17 protein-coding genes are annotated in these 13,725 nt (G+C 66.3%); 10 read left to right on the top strand and 7 right to left on the bottom strand.

The annotated features are described in order from the left end of the window. Window positions 1-108 precede the first annotated feature (108 nt). The 4 genes from L288_RS37115 to L288_RS37100 all read left to right on the top strand — a co-directional run bounded on the left by L288_RS37115 (window position 109) and on the right by L288_RS37100 (window position 2,060). Window positions 109-489, top strand: coding sequence for a RidA family protein (locus tag L288_RS37115; RefSeq protein ID WP_021239206.1), 381 nt, complete (start codon window positions 109-111; stop codon window positions 487-489). Window positions 490-493: 4 nt separating this feature from the next. After that, window positions 494-850, top strand: a complete 357-nt coding sequence (locus tag L288_RS37110; protein ID WP_021239205.1) for an ArsC family reductase — start codon at window positions 494-496, stop codon at window positions 848-850. Window positions 851-901: 51 nt separating this feature from the next. After that, on the top strand, window positions 902-1,327 hold the full coding sequence (locus L288_RS37105; RefSeq protein ID WP_021239204.1) for an RrF2 family transcriptional regulator: 426 nt from the start codon (window positions 902-904) through the stop codon (window positions 1,325-1,327). A 64-nt stretch (window positions 1,328-1,391) separates the two neighbouring features. After that, window positions 1,392-2,060, top strand: a complete 669-nt coding sequence (locus L288_RS37100) for an MBL fold metallo-hydrolase (protein WP_021239203.1) — start codon at window positions 1,392-1,394, stop codon at window positions 2,058-2,060. A gap of 2 nt (window positions 2,061-2,062) precedes the next feature. Here L288_RS37100 and L288_RS37095 read toward each other — a convergent pair whose 3' ends face one another. Further along, window positions 2,063-2,494: an MAPEG family protein gene (locus tag L288_RS37095; RefSeq protein WP_021239202.1), complete on the bottom strand. Its 432-nt coding sequence runs from the start codon at window positions 2,492-2,494 to the stop codon at window positions 2,063-2,065. 210 nt (window positions 2,495-2,704) lie between these two features. Here L288_RS37095 and rpmF point away from each other — a divergent pair, with 210 nt between their 5' ends. The 5 genes from rpmF (at window position 2,705) to L288_RS37075 (ending at window position 5,813) form a co-directional block, all read left to right on the top strand. Next, the gene (gene rpmF, locus L288_RS0122005) at window positions 2,705-2,884 is read left to right on the top strand and encodes a 50S ribosomal protein L32 (RefSeq protein ID WP_030538896.1); all 180 of its coding nucleotides are present in this window, start codon (window positions 2,705-2,707) and stop codon (window positions 2,882-2,884) included. Between the two features lie 65 nt (window positions 2,885-2,949). Further along, entirely contained in the window at window positions 2,950-3,975 is a 1,026-nt protein-coding gene (gene plsX / locus L288_RS37090; RefSeq protein WP_021239200.1) for a phosphate acyltransferase PlsX, read from the top strand. Beyond that, a complete protein-coding gene (locus L288_RS37085) occupies window positions 3,972-4,940 on the top strand; it encodes a beta-ketoacyl-ACP synthase III (RefSeq protein WP_021239199.1) in 969 nt (322 codons plus the stop codon). Before plsX ends, L288_RS37085 begins: the two co-directional genes overlap by 4 nt. 125 nt (window positions 4,941-5,065) lie before the next feature. Continuing rightward, window positions 5,066-5,362: an integration host factor subunit alpha gene (locus tag L288_RS37080; RefSeq protein ID WP_021239198.1), complete on the top strand. Its 297-nt coding sequence runs from the start codon at window positions 5,066-5,068 to the stop codon at window positions 5,360-5,362. 73 nt (window positions 5,363-5,435) lie between these two features. After that, window positions 5,436-5,813 (top strand): MerR family transcriptional regulator, encoded by a 378-nt coding sequence (locus L288_RS37075; protein ID WP_021239197.1) that lies wholly within the window; start codon window positions 5,436-5,438, stop codon window positions 5,811-5,813. A 17-nt stretch (window positions 5,814-5,830) separates the two neighbouring features. Here L288_RS37075 and L288_RS37070 read toward each other — a convergent pair whose 3' ends face one another. From L288_RS37070 to L288_RS37060, 3 genes are read right to left on the bottom strand one after another with little or no spacing between them, the layout of a single operon-like run. Continuing rightward, entirely contained in the window at window positions 5,831-6,352 is a 522-nt protein-coding gene (locus tag L288_RS37070) for a GNAT family N-acetyltransferase (RefSeq protein WP_021239196.1), read from the bottom strand. A 12-nt stretch (window positions 6,353-6,364) separates the two neighbouring features. Further along, the gene (locus tag L288_RS37065) at window positions 6,365-6,907 is read right to left on the bottom strand and encodes a SixA phosphatase family protein (RefSeq protein ID WP_021239195.1); all 543 of its coding nucleotides are present in this window, start codon (window positions 6,905-6,907) and stop codon (window positions 6,365-6,367) included. Beyond that, the gene (locus tag L288_RS37060) at window positions 6,904-9,654 is read right to left on the bottom strand and encodes an ATP-dependent DNA helicase (RefSeq protein ID WP_021239194.1); all 2,751 of its coding nucleotides are present in this window, start codon (window positions 9,652-9,654) and stop codon (window positions 6,904-6,906) included. Before L288_RS37060 ends, L288_RS37065 begins: the two co-directional genes overlap by 4 nt. A 122-nt stretch (window positions 9,655-9,776) precedes the next feature. Here L288_RS37060 and L288_RS37055 point away from each other — a divergent pair, with 122 nt between their 5' ends. Beyond that, entirely contained in the window at window positions 9,777-11,357 is a 1,581-nt protein-coding gene (locus L288_RS37055; protein ID WP_021239193.1) for a lysine--tRNA ligase, read from the top strand. 216 nt (window positions 11,358-11,573) lie between these two features. Here the strand turns inward: L288_RS37055 and L288_RS37050 are convergent, their stop codons facing one another. From L288_RS37050 to L288_RS37040, 3 genes are all read right to left on the bottom strand, one after another. Further along, complete coding sequence (locus tag L288_RS37050) at window positions 11,574-12,044, bottom strand: RcnB family protein (RefSeq protein WP_021239192.1); 471 nt, start codon at window positions 12,042-12,044, stop codon at window positions 11,574-11,576. A gap of 189 nt (window positions 12,045-12,233) precedes the next feature. Continuing rightward, on the bottom strand, window positions 12,234-12,911 hold the full coding sequence (locus tag L288_RS37045; protein ID WP_021239191.1) for a 2OG-Fe(II) oxygenase: 678 nt from the start codon (window positions 12,909-12,911) through the stop codon (window positions 12,234-12,236). A 118-nt stretch (window positions 12,912-13,029) separates the two neighbouring features. Beyond that, window positions 13,030-13,725, bottom strand: a 696-nt coding sequence (locus L288_RS37040) for an RcnB family protein (protein ID WP_021239190.1), incomplete at its 5' end; no start/stop codon positions are given.

Here is a 13,725-nt window from a genome sequence, read left to right as displayed (position 1 = left end):
TCAGTCCCGCCGCCGTTCCTCGCTGGCCAAAAGGCGCTGGACAGCGGCGGCGGCACGGGGCAAGAGCCGCCGCGATCCTTTTCCCGCTCCCCGTTCGAAGGAACTTCCATGTCCCGCACGCTCATTTCCTCGGGCTCGCCTTTCGAGGCGCAGGTCGGCTATTCCCGCGCCGTCGTCCAGGGCGGCTGGTGCTTCGTCGCAGGCACGACCGGCACCGACCCGGAAACTAGGGCGATGCCTGAAAGCGTCGTCGACCAGACCGCCAACGCCCTCAAGGTCATCGGCAAGGCGCTGGAGGAAGCGGGCTTTTCCTTCGCCGACGTGGTGCGCGTGACCTATTATATCACCGACCCGGCCTATTGGGACGAACTGGGCAAGGCGACCGCCCCCATATTCGGCGAAATCCGCCCCGCCGCCAGTTGCATCGTCACCGGCCTCATCAAGCCGGAGATGAAGGTCGAAGTCGAAGTCACAGCGTTCAAGGGCTGACCCCATGATCACCATGTATGGCATCAAGAATTGCGACACGATCAAGAAGGCGCGCAATTTCCTGGATAATGAGCGGGTCGCCTACAGCTTCCACGACTATAAGGTGTCCGGCGTGGACAAGGCCAAGCTGGAGGAATGGGTGATGGAGCATGGGTGGGAAACCATCCTCAACCGCTCCGGCACCACTTTCAAGGCGCTGGACGCCGGGGACAAGGCCCATATCGACGCGGACAAGGCGATCCTGCTGATGTCCGCCAACCCCTCCATGATCAAGCGGCCGATCCTGGACATTGGCGGCCGGACCGTGGTCGGCTTCAAGGCATCGACCTATGAAGCCGCGCTGGAAGAGGTGAAGGCCTGACGGGCCGCGCGGCGGCTTGTCAAATGAGGCGGGTGGGCGAATAACGGGATCATGCTTTCGCAGAAGACCCGTTACGCCATCCGCGCCCTCCAGCACCTTGCCGACCGTTACCGCCAGGGACCTGTGCCGCTGAACGAAATCGCGACGCGGCAGAATATCCCGGCCAAGTTCCTGACGGTGATCCTGTCCGAACTGTCGCGTGAGGGGCTGGTTGCGACCCAGCGCGGCCGCGACGGCGGCTATTGGCTGGCGCTGGCGCCTGTCGACATCAGCTATGGCGACATCGTGCGGCTGACGCGCGGATCGCTGGCGCTGACGCCCTGCGCCAGCCGATTCGCGCATGAAACATGCACCAACTGCCTGCCCGAATCGGAATGCAGGCTGCATCGCGTGATGCTGCGCGTCCGCGACGAAACGGCGAAGGTGCTGGACGGCATCAGCCTGGCCGAACCGCTGGGACTGGAAGAGGCGGAGTAAGGCCGCCCTCCGGCCCGTTGCGCCGCCTCTTGCGCCGCGCGCGCGGCTTCGCCACATCGGCCCTATGACCAGCCCATCGCAGACCCCGCCGCTCCAGGCCACGCTGATTCCCGTGACGCCGCTCCAGCAGAATTGCACCCTCTTCTGGTGCACCGCGACCAGGCGGGGCGCGTTCGTCGATCCGGGCGGCGACCTCCCGCGCCTGAAAGCCGCGGCGCAGCAGCACGGGGTCACCATCGAGAAGATTTTGGTGACGCACGGCCATATCGATCATTGCGGCGAGGCCGGCATCCTTGCCAGGGAATTGGGCGTGCCGATCGAAGGCCCGCATGAGGCGGACCGATTCTGGATCAGCCGTCTGGAAGAGGATGGGCGCAATTATGGCGTTAACGGCAAGGTCTTCGAGCCGGATCGCTGGCTGGCCGACGGTGATCAGGTGAGCGTCGGCGACCTTGTGCTCGACGTCTATCACTGCCCCGGCCACACGCCGGGCCATGTCGTCTTCCACCATGCGCCCAGCAAGCTCGCCATCGTCGGCGACGTGCTGTTCCAGGGATCGATCGGCCGCACGGACTTCCCGATGGGCAATCACCAGCAGCTTATCGACGCGATCACCGGCAAGCTCTGGCCGCTGGGCGGGGACACGGCCTTTGTGCCCGGCCATGGCCCCATGAGCAACTTCGCCCATGAGCGGCGCACCAACCCCTTTGTCGGGGACGCGGTGCTCGCCTGAGCCTAGACCTGAGCGGCGAGGGCAGGCGGAGCGGGAACGGCGCGCGTGGCGCTGTACGCGGCATAGAGCGCGGTGACGGCCAGCACTGCGGTGACGGCCCAGGTCAGCAGAGCCCCCGCCGCGCGCCATATCGTGGGCTGATCCGCGTCCATGCCGATGGGATGTGCGGCCCGCGCGATGATGAAGACGCATGCGGCTATCCACAGCCACAGCGGCGAGCCGAGCGCCAGTTCGATCAGAGCGAAGAGGATCAGGACGATCGGCGCATATTCGGCAAAATTCGCGTGGGCGCGCATGCGGCGGGCGAGCAGCTGGTTGCCGCCATCGCCATGCAGCGTTTTGGCTGTCATGCGAATCCTGACGCAGCGCGTCGCCAGCCACAGGTTCACAATGGCGCAAGCGGCGGCCAGTGTTAGCGTGATCGGCAACAGCATGATGGTATCCTCCCTTATCTCTGCGGTGCGGAAGGTTAGCGGGACTGCCTTCAAGGGCAAGGAAGGACTTGCGCCCCACCCAAAAAACGCTATAGGCGCATGGCTTCGCGATCACCCGGGCCGCATGGGTCTGCGGCGCCTGTGGCGTCGGCATCCCCATCGGATTCTGGCCAGTCGCACAACCAGATATTTACGGAACAAGGTGCCGACATGGCTGTCCCAAAGAGGAAAACTACCCCGTCCCGCCGTGGCATGCGCCGCAGCCACGATGCGCTGCGCGTCGAAGCCTATCAGGAATGCTCGAACTGCGGTGAACTCAAGCGCCCGCACAATCTGTGCGTGGCCTGCGGCCATTATAACGGCCGTGAAGTCGTTGCCGCCGGGGCGTAACGACACTTTTCCTCCTGCAAAGGTGTCCTGAAGTGTCCAGCCAACCGCGAATCGCAATCGACGCGATGGGCGGGGATGAAGGCGTGCGCGTGATGATGGCGGGCGTGGCGCTCGCCCGTCACCGCCACGAAGGGCTGCGCTTCACGCTGTTCGGCGACGAAGCGCGGATCAAGTCCGCGCTCGACCGTCACCCGAATCTGCGCGCCGCATCCGAAGTCGTGCATGCGAGCGACGTGGTGGAGGCGGGCGACAAGCCCAGCGCCGCGATCCGCAAGAAGGCCAGCTCCATGAGCTTGGCGATCGCTGCGGTGAAAGCGGGCGAGGCGGGGGCTGCCGTATCGTCGGGCAATACCGGCGCGCTGATGGCGATGGCGAAGCTGGCGCTGCGCACCATGCCGGGCATCGACCGGCCCGCTCTGGCGGCGCTGCTGCCGACGCTGGGCGGCAATGACGTGGTCATGCTGGACCTGGGCGCCAATACGGAGTGCGACGCCCGCAACCTCGTCCAGTTCGCGGTGATGGGCGCTGCCTATGCCCGCATCGCCTTCGACCTTGAACGCCCGCGCGTCCGCCTGATGAACATCGGGACGGAGGAGATGAAGGGCACGGAGGAAATCCGCGACGCCGCCGCCATATTGCGCGCCGCGACGAGCCTGCCGCTGTCCTTCGACGGTTTTACCGAAGGCGACAAGATCGGCAGCGGCGACGCCGATGTCATCGTCAGCGACGGCTTTTCGGGCAATGTGGCGCTCAAGACGGCGGAGGGCACGGCCCGCTTCGTGACCGACCTGCTGCGCACCGCCTTCACCAGCTCGATCCGGTCCAAGATCGGCTTCCTGATCTCCAAGCCCGCGATGCATCTGCTCAAGCATCATCTGGACCCCAATAATCATAATGGCGCGGTCTTCCTGGGCCTGAACGGCGTGGTGGTGAAAAGCCACGGCAGCGCCAACGACAAGGGCGTCGCCAACGCCGTCCATGTCGCGGCGCGGCTGCTGGAGGAAGACATCACCCGGCGCATCGCCGCCGACATGGCGGGCATCACGTCGCTGTCAGCCGTCGCATCGAAACAGGAGCTGGCCGCAAAGTGATCCGCAGATCCGTTCTCCTGGGCACCGGTTCCGCGCTGCCGGTCCGGTCGGTCAGCAATGCCGAACTGGCGCAGACCGTCGACACGAGCGATGAATGGATCGTCGAGCGCACCGGCATCCGCAACCGCCATATAGCGAGTGAAGGCGAAACCACCGCCAGCCTGGCGACGGACGCCGCGCGCGGGGCGCTGGACCGGGCGGGCCTGTCGCCGCAGGACATCGACCTCATCATCCTGGCGACGGCGACGCCCGATCAGACCTTTCCCGCCAGCGCGACCATCGTGCAGGCGGCGCTGGGCATCGACGATTGCGTCGCGTTCGACGTGGCGGCGGTCTGCTCCGGCTTCCTCTACGCGGTGACGGTCGCGGACAGCATGATCCGGTCGGGCGCGGCGCAGCGGGCGCTGGTCATCGGATCGGAAACCTTCAGCCGCATCCTCGATTGGGAGGACCGCACGACCTGCGTCCTGTTCGGCGACGGCGCGGGCGCGATCGTGCTGGGCGCGGAGGAAAGCGAGGATGGCAAGCGCGGCATCCTGGCGTCCAAGCTCCACGCCGACGGCCGCCATAACCAGCTGCTCTATGTGGACGGCGGCCCTTCCACCACGCAGACGGTGGGCAAGCTGCGGATGAAGGGGCAGGAGGTGTTCCGGCACGCCGTCGTCAATCTGGCGTCGGTGCTGACGGAAGTCATGGAACTGGCGGGCCTGACCCCGGCCGATATCGACTGGCTTGTCCCGCATCAGGCCAATGCGCGCATCCTGGACGCCACCGCCCGCAAGCTCAAGCTTTCGCCCGAAAAGGTGGTGATGACGGTCGACCGTCATGCCAACACCTCCGCCGCTTCGGTGCCATTGGCGCTTGACCTCGCCATGCGCGACGGCCGGGTGCGGGCGGGCGACCTGCTGGTGCTGGAAGCCATGGGTGGCGGCTTCACCTGGGGCGCGTGCGTCCTGAGGGTCTGACCATCCCTTTTTGCGCCGTTTTTGCGCACATCGGGCAACGAGTCATCTTGCAGAATCATTCGGGTTACCGCAAAATAAACCATCGAACGGGCGCAAAACCGCGCAGAAGAAGGTGAGGAAGATCAATGACTGCTCCTGGCACGTTGACACGCGCAGACCTTGCCGAAAGCGTGAACCGTCATATCGGTCTGTCGCGCGCCGAGTCCGCTGCCATGATCGAATCCATTCTGGAACATATGTCCGCCGCGCTTGAGCGTGGGGAGAATGTAAAGATTTCCAGCTTCGGCACCTTCGTCCTGCGCGACAAGACGCAGCGCATGGGCCGCAATCCCAAGACCGGCGTCGAAGTGCCGATCGAGCCGCGCCGCGTGCTCACCTTCCGCGCCAGCCAGACGATGCGGGATCGCGTCGCCGCATCCTGACGAGCCGCTGCAACAGGGCCGCATGCCGCGCGATGGTTGACCTTGTTGCGGCTATGGGTGCAACATCGCCGTCATGGAAAAGGCAGACGGCGCATTTCTGACCATCAGCGAATTGTCCGCGGAGCTTGGACTGCCGCAGCATATCCTGCGCTATTGGGAAACGCGCTTTCCCCAGCTCCGGCCGCTGCAACGGTCCGGCAACCGGCGCTATTACCGCCCGGCTGACGTCGCCCTCGTCCGGCGCATCAACCAGTTGCTGAATGTCGAGGGCTTCACCGTGCGCGGCGCTCAAAAGGCGCTGGCGGAAGGAGCCGGAACGCCAGCGCCAGCCAGCGCCGCACCCGCGCCCCAGCCAGCGGACCCGCCAGCGCCGCCGCAGGATTTTCTCGCACGGCTGCAATCGATCCGCGCCACATTGGCGCGCGCCGTTGGAGAGGACGGCGTGACCTGAGCGCGCCTGGAAAGCCGCTATAAGTTCCGCGCGTAGACGAGGTCGCGAAAGGGCGTTTCGCCGACCATGAAGACGGTCTCGCCAATCTCTTCAAAGCCGTGCCGGGCGTAGAAGCGCCGCGCCCGCTCATTCTGCGGATAGACCGCCAGCAGCATCCGGCGCGCGCCGCGGTTGCGGCTTTCTGCGGCGAGCAGGTCCATCAGCATGTCTGCATGACCGCCGCCCTGCCATCCGCCCAGAAGGTAGAAGCGCTTGACCTCCACATCATGCCGGCCGTCGCAGTCCACGGGAAGGTCCGGCGGGGTCAGCATCGCATAGCCGACCGGCGCGCTCAGGGGCGTTTCGCCGATCAGCAGCAGTTGCGAAGGATCGGCGATCGCCGCCTGATAAAAGCTTTCCGAATGCGCCGAACGGACATGGGCGAGCAGCGCATCGCCGGGATGGTCATGGGCGAAGCTGGCGAGGAAGGTCGCGCCGCCCAGTATGGACAGGGCCTGCGCATCGCCTGCCACGGCCCCGCGCCAGCGGATCGGCGTCACCGGCCGCCTGCGTCAGCGCGATCCGGGGCCAAGCGCCGGATCGATGTCGCGCGGACGGGTGAAGCTCACCAGCGTGCCGACATCCTTCTTCGCCTGTGCCCAATGATCGATCGTCAGGTCCATCGCCGCCAGGCTGGCCGTCGGGAATTTCACCTCGACATCCTCGCGCAGAGGGCTTGCGCCGTCATCGGGCACCAGTTCCAGGATCAGTTCCTCCAGACCAGGATTATGCCCTGCCATCAGGACGCTCTGCGCCGTATCGGGAAGGTCGCGGATCACGTCGAACAGGGTAGCGGCCGATGCCAGATAGATGCGCCGGTCCCAATGCGGCTCCAGCGGCTCGCCATAGCCCGACAGGAACGTGTCCAGCGTCTGGGTAACGCGCACGGCGGGCGACGCCACCAGCCTGTCGAACTGCATCTTGCGCGATTTCGCGAACTGGCCGACCAGCAGCGCCGCCTTTTCGCCCCGGCGATTGAGCGGCCGGTCGAAATCACGCGCGACCGGATCGTCCCAATCGGACTTGGCGTGGCGCAACAGGGTCAGCCGCTTCATCTTTGCTCCAGGTCGTGGGTGCCGGACTCGTTATCCTGAAGCCCTAGCGCCGCCCCGCCGCCAATGCCAGCGCGGGAATGCGCGCTGACCGCAATGATCGCTTCATCCAGCGTCAGCCGCCGCACGGGCGTGCCCGGCGGAAAGGCGCTGAGCAGGCGGCTGGGCATGGCGGCCGACAATATGACGAAGCTGCCCCGGTCCTCCGCGCGGCGGATGAGGCGGCCGAACGCCTGGGCGAGCCGGGCGCGGATCAGCCGGTCGTCATAGGCCGCGCCTCCGCCCGCCAGCCGCCGGGCCGCATGCAGCACCGTCGGCTTGGACCAGGGAACCCCCTCCATCACCACCAGCCGCAGCGAATGCCCCGGCACGTCCACCCCGTCGCGCAGCGCATCGGTGCCGAGCAGGGACGCGCGCGGATCGTCGCGGAAAATGTCGATCAGCGTGCCGGTGTCCATCGGATCGACATGCTGGGCATAGAGCGGCAGGCCGGCCCTTGCGAGCCGGTCGGCGATCCGCGCATGGACCGCGCGCAGCCGCCGGATCGCCGTGAACAGGCCCAGCGTGCCGCCGCCCGACGCCTCGATCAGCCGGGCATAGGCCCCGGACAGGGCAGCGATGTCGCCGCGTTTGATGTCGGTGACGATCAGCACTTCGGCGCGGCTGGGATAGTCGAAGGGGCTGGGCGCTTCGAACCTATGCGCGCCGCGCGCCAGATGGACCGCGCCGCTGCGGCTTTCTGCATTGTCCCAGTCGCCGCCGCCCTTGAGCGTTGCCGAGGTGACGAGCACGCCATGCGCCGGTTTCAGCACGGTTTCGGCCAGCGGACGCGTGGGATCGAGCCAGTGGCGGTGCACGCCGATGTCATATTCGCGCCCCTCGACGCGATCGACCGTCAGCCAGTCGACGAAATCAGGATCGGCCGGTCCGCCGATCCGCGCGAGCAAGGCGAGCCACGCGGTGATCAGGTCGCGCCGCCAGTTCAGCGATGCGATCGCGCCTTCGATCCGCGCGCGCGCGGCGCCGTCCAGCCAGTCGGGCGCATCCTCCACCACCGCTTCCAGCCGCCTGGCGAGCCGGGCGAGCGGACGCAGCAGCGCGTCGAGCGCCAGCGCCGCATCCTGCGCCGCTTCCACCAGAGCGCCGTCCGGTTCGGCAAGCTCGGTTTCCAGGCCATAGCCTGCGTCGGCTTCCCCCGCATCGGCGGCGCGGGCGAAGACGGTGCCGCGCACGGCGGCGAGCAATTGTTCGACCGGGCCGAAAGGCTCGCCCGCGACGACGCGCTTCAACCATTCGTCGGCAGGCAGCGCCCGCGCCGCGTCGGTCGCCGCGCGGATCGCTTCGCCGCCTTCCTCGTCATAGCTGGCAAGGTCAGACAGGCGCGCCGCCAGCCCCCTCCGCCTGCCGCGTGACGATCCTTCGGGACCCATGATCCAGCGGCGCAGTTCGATCGCTTCCTGGCCGGACAGGGCCACGGAAAAGGTCGCGTCGGCGGCGTCGAACAGATGATGGCCTTCGTCGAAGACGATGCGCTGCGGACGCTGCCCGGTTTCGCGGCCGCGCGCGGCGTTGATCATCACCAGCGCATGGTTGGCGATGACGATGTCCGCTTCGGCCGATGCCCGCGCCGACCGTTCGATGAAGCATTTGCGATAATGGGGACAGCCCGCATAGATGCACTCGCCCCGCCGGTCGGTCAGCGCCGTCGAACCGTTGCGCCGGAACAGGGTGGGCAGCCAGCCGGGCAAGTCGCCACCCACCATGTCGCCATCCTTGCTATAGGCCGCCCAGCGCGCGACGAGCTGCGCCAATATGGCGGCGCGCCCGGCAAAGCCGCCTTGCAGCGCGTCCTCCAGATTGAGCAGGCAGAGATAATTTTCCCGCCCCTTGCGCACGACGACGCGCCGCGCCGCCGTCGCCGGATCGGGAAAGAGGCGCAGGCTTTCGCGGTCGAGCTGCCTTTGCAGCGCCTTGGTATAGGTGGATATCCACACCGTCCCCTGCGCCTGCGATGCCCAGAGCGAGGCGGGCGCGAGATAGCCCAGCGTCTTGCCAATGCCCGTCCCGGCTTCGGCGAGCAGCATGTTGGGCTGATCGCGGTGCGCGCGGGGCCGGAAAGCCTCGACCGCCGCAGCCGCATAGGCGCGCTGTCCCGGCCTTGGCTCCGCTGCCGCGCCGGTGAGGCTGGAAAGGCGCGAGAGGACGGCGTCCTCCTCCAGCGCGATGGAGCGGGCGGCGGGGCGGGGCGGCGCTTCCTCCCATTCCGGCAGGCGGGAAAACAGCCATCGTTCCGCCTCGGCCGGGCGGGGGATGCGCGGCGCAACCAGCGGCCCCCATGGCCAGCGCAGGCGATGGAGCGATTGCGCGGCGGTCCATCCGCCTTCGCGCTCCGCCCAGTCCGGCGCTTCCAGCGTGGCGAGCAGGGCCGACGCCGCCGATTGCAGCAAGGCGGGGATGTCCGCCTCGTTCGCGGGCCGCTCCAGCCCCAGCGCTTCGGCGAGGCCCTTGGCCGTGGGGACGAGGAAGCGGGCGGGATGCACGAAGGCCCAGAGTTCCAGCAGATCAAGGCCGTTCAGTTCGGGATAGCCCAGCCTCTGCCCCGTCAGCGGCGCGTTCAGCAGCAGCACGGGCGTTTCCGCCGCGCGGCCGATCGCGCTGCCCTTCGCCACCGCCTGCGTCACGGAGCCTTCACGCAGCCATATGCCGCCATGGCTGGCGTGGAGGGCGGGCAGGGCGGCGGGATCGATCACGCATCCGGGAGTAGGCGAGCTGGAACAAAAGGGAAACTGAAATTCGGCGAACGGCGGCGCGGCGCGGCCGATTTCTTTACCCGTTCCCTTTCCGGCTGACCGGGGCTAGGGGACTTTCCATCATGACTGTGTCCGAAATCCTCCGCACCGCCGCACAGGCGTCCAAGGCCTGGCCCTATGAAGAAGCGCGCAAGCTGCTCAAGCGCTATCCCCAGGGCGCGCCTGATAAAGGCTATATCCTCTTCGAAACCGGCTATGGTCCTTCGGGCCTGCCGCATATCGGCACCTTCAACGAAGTGCTGCGCACGACCATGGTGCGCAACGCCTATCATGCGCTGTCGGATGTCCCGACCCGCCTGATCGCGTTCAGCGACGATATGGACGGCCTGCGCAAGGTGCCCGACAATGTGCCCAACCAGGCGATGCTGGCCGAACATCTGGGCAAGCCGCTGACGCAGGTGCCCGATCCGTTCGGGAAGTTCGAAAGCTTCGCGCATCACAATAATGCGATGCTGCGGGAATTTCTGGACCGTTTCGGCTTCGACTATGAGTTCGTCTCCGCTACCGAGCGCTACCGCTCCGGCGCTTTCGACGATGCGCTCCGCAACGTCCTGCGCCATTATCAGGACATTATGGACATCATGCTGCCGACGCTGCGCAAGGAACGGCAGGCGACCTATTCGCCGGTCCTGCCCATCAGCGCCAAAAGCGGCATCGTCCTCCAGGTCCCGGTCGAGGTGGTGGACGCCGAAGCGGGCATCGTCCGGTTCGAGGATGAGGGCGAAGTGATCGAACAGTCGATCCTGTCCGGCGCGGCGAAGCTGCAATGGAAGGTCGACTGGGCGATGCGCTGGGTCGCGCTGGGCGTCGATTATGAGATGGCGGGCAAGGACCTGATCGATTCGGTCACGCAAAGCTCGAAGATCTGCCGCGCGCTGGGCGCACGCCCGCCAGAAGGTTTCAACTATGAGATGTTCCTGGATGAAAAGGGCGAGAAGATCTCCAAGTCCAAGGGCAACGGCCTCAGCCTTGAACAATGGCTGACCTATGGCCCGCAGGAAAGCCTTGCCTTCTTCGCCTATCGCGAGCCCAAGAAGGCCAAGCAACTGCACATGGGCGTGATCCCCCGTGCGGTGGACGAATATTGGCAGTTCCGCGCCAATTACCCCAAGCAGGCGATCGAGCAGAAGCTCGGCAATCCCGTGCACCATATCCATGACGGCAAGCTGCCCGAAGGCGAATTGCCGGTGACCTTCGGCCTGCTGCTGAACCTGGTCGGCGTAATGGGGGATGCCAGCCGCGAACAGGTGTGGGGCTATCTGCAAAATTATGTTCCGGGCGCCAATGCGGACAGCTATCCCGAACTGGATGCGCTGATCGGCCATGCGCTCGCCTATCACCGCGATTTCGTCGCGCCGACGCTCAAGCGCCGCGCGCCGGAGGCGCATGAGGCCGCGGCGCTGCGCAAGCTGGATGAGGAGCTTGCCGGTCTTCCCGAAGATGCGGGCGCGGAGGAGATCCAGAATATCGTCTACGCCATCGGCAAGGACGAAGCCTTTGGCTTCGCCGAACTGAAGGACTGGTTCAAGGCGTTGTACCAGACGCTGCTGGGGGCCGATCAGGGGCCGCGCATGGGCAGTTTCATCGCCCTTTACGGCATCGCCAACAGCCGCCGGTTGATCGCGCAGGCGCTGGGGGGCTGAGGGGCGCGCGGCGGAACATTCAGGGCCGCCAAACGTTGCGTTATCTGGTCCACCCCCTTTCGGACTGATGGCGCGCCTGGCGCGTGTCATCGGCCGCGCCTGCCCGGAGACGAGCGGCGCGGCCAAGGGGTTCAGGACCTTGGCCTGCCATGCAGCAGAACGGCTCCAGACCGATCGATCTGGAGCCGCTGTCGTTTCCTCAGGAGGCCGTGCCGCTTACCAGAAGAAGCCGCGATGGACCTGGATCACCCGGCCGGTGCGGACATTCACCAGCAGCACGTCATTATAGTGCCTGACCCAGCGCATATTGTTGCCAGGACGGGGCAGGCGGTAGCGATAGGGATCGCTGATATAATAGCGTGAGCTGTAATAGGCCGGGCGAAGCCGCGCGCCCGCTTCCCAGCGATTATAGCGGAAGGGCGCGTTCCAGTTGCCCGCGCGGTAGACGTCGCGGTGCGAGCGGCGATAGTCGCGCCAGTCTTCCCGCAGCTCCCGCCGTGCTTCGCGCACATCGCGGCGCTGTTCGCGCACGTCGCGGCGGTCGCCATAGCGGCGGGCATCGCGAAGCTCGCGCTGTTCCTGCCGCAGTTCGCGCGCGCTGTCGCGGACTTCGCCGCGCGACTGGGCCATCGCCGCGCCGGGCATGGCAGTGGCTGCAATCAGGCCCAGGATGATCAACTTACGCATATATTTTCTCCCAATCAGCTTGGCGGCGGGAAACCGGCGGGCGTCCAGCTTTCAGCCCCTGTGGCAGGTTCCGCCGCCAACAGCATGCTTATGCGCCCCTTGCGCTGAACCGCCCGAAAACGGGCCGGTCAGCTAACGGTCATTTATGTCGCGAAATGTATCAGCCCGGCGGAAGGAGGGGCGTCCGGTTCAGCCGCCCCAGCGCTTCTCCCGAAACCATTTGGTGACGACATATTTCTCGCCCCGCTCGACCGGGCGGGCGGCGTGCAGGCTGTCGGGATTGGGCGCGCCGTCGGGCTTCATGTTGTTCCAGAGCAGGATCATGCCTTCGACCGGCGGCACCATGAATTCGCAGTGCGGGAAATGAGTCTCTCCCCCTGCTTCCACGGCGGACAGATAGATCATCGCCGTCCAGCTGCGCTGCCCGCCGGTCGTGCGCATGGCTGGCCAGTAATTGGCGGTCACGGGAAAATAGTCGCAATGCGGCTTATATTCCTGTCCCACCGCATAGCGCTGGCCTTGCAGCGTCTCGCCATTTTCGGACGGCAGGCCGGTCAGCGCGCAGATCCGGTCGCTGATGATCATGACCAGCGGGTCCCACGGGTCCAGATTGCAGCTATGGCTGGTGCGATAGTCCGCGTTCGCGCTCCCTGAAAACAGCGTCGATGGCTGCGCGCCCGCATCGATCAGCGCGCGCAGCCCGGCGCATTCTTCCGCGTTCAGGAAATCGCGGCGTCCATAGATTTCCAGCCGGGGCGCATCGATCCGGCTGACCATGGGGTTGCGCTCCAGCCGGGCGCGCACCGCTTCCCCTATCCGCGCGCGGGCAGGCGATGCTATCCCTCCATCATCGATCACATCGGTCATGCATGCCTCCTGCCACCGGAGCGCCCGATGCCGCAAATGAAAAGGGCCCGAAGCCTGCCGCTTCGAGCCCAGTTGTTCCTGATGTGCAGTCAGGAGCCGTTATCCTGGTCTCATCCGCTCACCAGAAAAATTCATGGATCACGTCGACCACATAGCCGTCGCGAATGTCCACCAGCAGCGCGTCGTCATAATAGCGAATCCAGCGCAGCGTCCCATAGGCGGGCGGCAGACGGTAGGACCATGGATCGTCGATCCAGTAGGAATTGGTGAACAGCACGCTGTTCAGGAAGATGCCGGTGGAATAGCGCCTGTAGCCGTAGCTCCATCCGCGCGGGGCATAATAGCGGCCGATGCGGTAGCGGTCGCCATAGCGCGAGCGGTAGCTGCGCCAGTCATAGCGCCGGTCCTGCCGCCAGCCGCTGTCCCAGCGCCGCTGGCCATTCCAGCGGGTGCGATCGTCGAACCGCCGGTCCACGCCGTTGTTGCCGCGCCAGCGCCGGTCGTCATTGTTCCACCCATCATTGCCGCGCCAGCCGTCGCGCCGGTCCTCCCGGCGGCTTTCGCGCCAGCCCTGGCGGTCGTCCCGCTGCCGGGACGCCTCGCCCCAGCCTTGCTGACGGTTCCAGCGGGAAGCGTCGTTCCTGCGGCCCTCGTCTCTGCGCCCATCGTCCCTGCGGCCATCATCCCCGCGGACGCCGCTCTGCTGCCAGCGGCCCTGCGCCCCGGATTGCTCCACACGGCCGGAGGGGCGGTCATCGCGCCGCTGCGGCTGTTGCTGCTGCTGCCAGCCTTCGCGCCGCTGCTGCCAGCGCTG

The sequence above is a fragment of the Sphingobium quisquiliarum P25 genome (genome assembly GCF_000445065.1).
Taxonomy (GTDB): domain Bacteria; phylum Pseudomonadota; class Alphaproteobacteria; order Sphingomonadales; family Sphingomonadaceae; genus Sphingobium; species Sphingobium quisquiliarum.
This window is presented reverse-complemented; position numbering and strand designations above follow the sequence as displayed.

What these genes read in the sequence shown, in the direction of transcription:
- L288_RS37115 (WP_021239206.1), top strand. Translation starts at nt 109, where the DNA reads ATGTCCCGCACGCTCATTTCCTCGGGCTCGCCTTTCGAGGCGCAGGTC.
- L288_RS37110 (WP_021239205.1), top strand. Translation starts at nt 494, where the DNA reads ATGATCACCATGTATGGCATCAAGAATTGCGACACGATCAAGAAGGCG.
- L288_RS37105 (WP_021239204.1), top strand. Translation starts at nt 902, where the DNA reads ATGCTTTCGCAGAAGACCCGTTACGCCATCCGCGCCCTCCAGCACCTT.
- L288_RS37100 (WP_021239203.1), top strand. Translation starts at nt 1,392, where the DNA reads ATGACCAGCCCATCGCAGACCCCGCCGCTCCAGGCCACGCTGATTCCC.
- L288_RS37095 (WP_021239202.1), bottom strand. Translation starts at nt 2,494, where the DNA reads ATGCTGTTGCCGATCACGCTAACACTGGCCGCCGCTTGCGCCATTGTG.
- rpmF (WP_030538896.1), top strand. Translation starts at nt 2,705, where the DNA reads ATGGCTGTCCCAAAGAGGAAAACTACCCCGTCCCGCCGTGGCATGCGC.
- plsX (WP_021239200.1), top strand. Translation starts at nt 2,950, where the DNA reads ATGGGCGGGGATGAAGGCGTGCGCGTGATGATGGCGGGCGTGGCGCTC.
- L288_RS37080 (WP_021239198.1), top strand. Translation starts at nt 5,066, where the DNA reads ATGACTGCTCCTGGCACGTTGACACGCGCAGACCTTGCCGAAAGCGTG.
- L288_RS37075 (WP_021239197.1), top strand. Translation starts at nt 5,436, where the DNA reads ATGGAAAAGGCAGACGGCGCATTTCTGACCATCAGCGAATTGTCCGCG.
- L288_RS37065 (WP_021239195.1), bottom strand. Translation starts at nt 6,907, where the DNA reads ATGAAGCGGCTGACCCTGTTGCGCCACGCCAAGTCCGATTGGGACGAT.
- L288_RS37055 (WP_021239193.1), top strand. Translation starts at nt 9,777, where the DNA reads ATGACTGTGTCCGAAATCCTCCGCACCGCCGCACAGGCGTCCAAGGCC.
- L288_RS37050 (WP_021239192.1), bottom strand. Translation starts at nt 12,044, where the DNA reads ATGCGTAAGTTGATCATCCTGGGCCTGATTGCAGCCACTGCCATGCCC.
- L288_RS37045 (WP_021239191.1), bottom strand. Translation starts at nt 12,911, where the DNA reads ATGACCGATGTGATCGATGATGGAGGGATAGCATCGCCTGCCCGCGCG.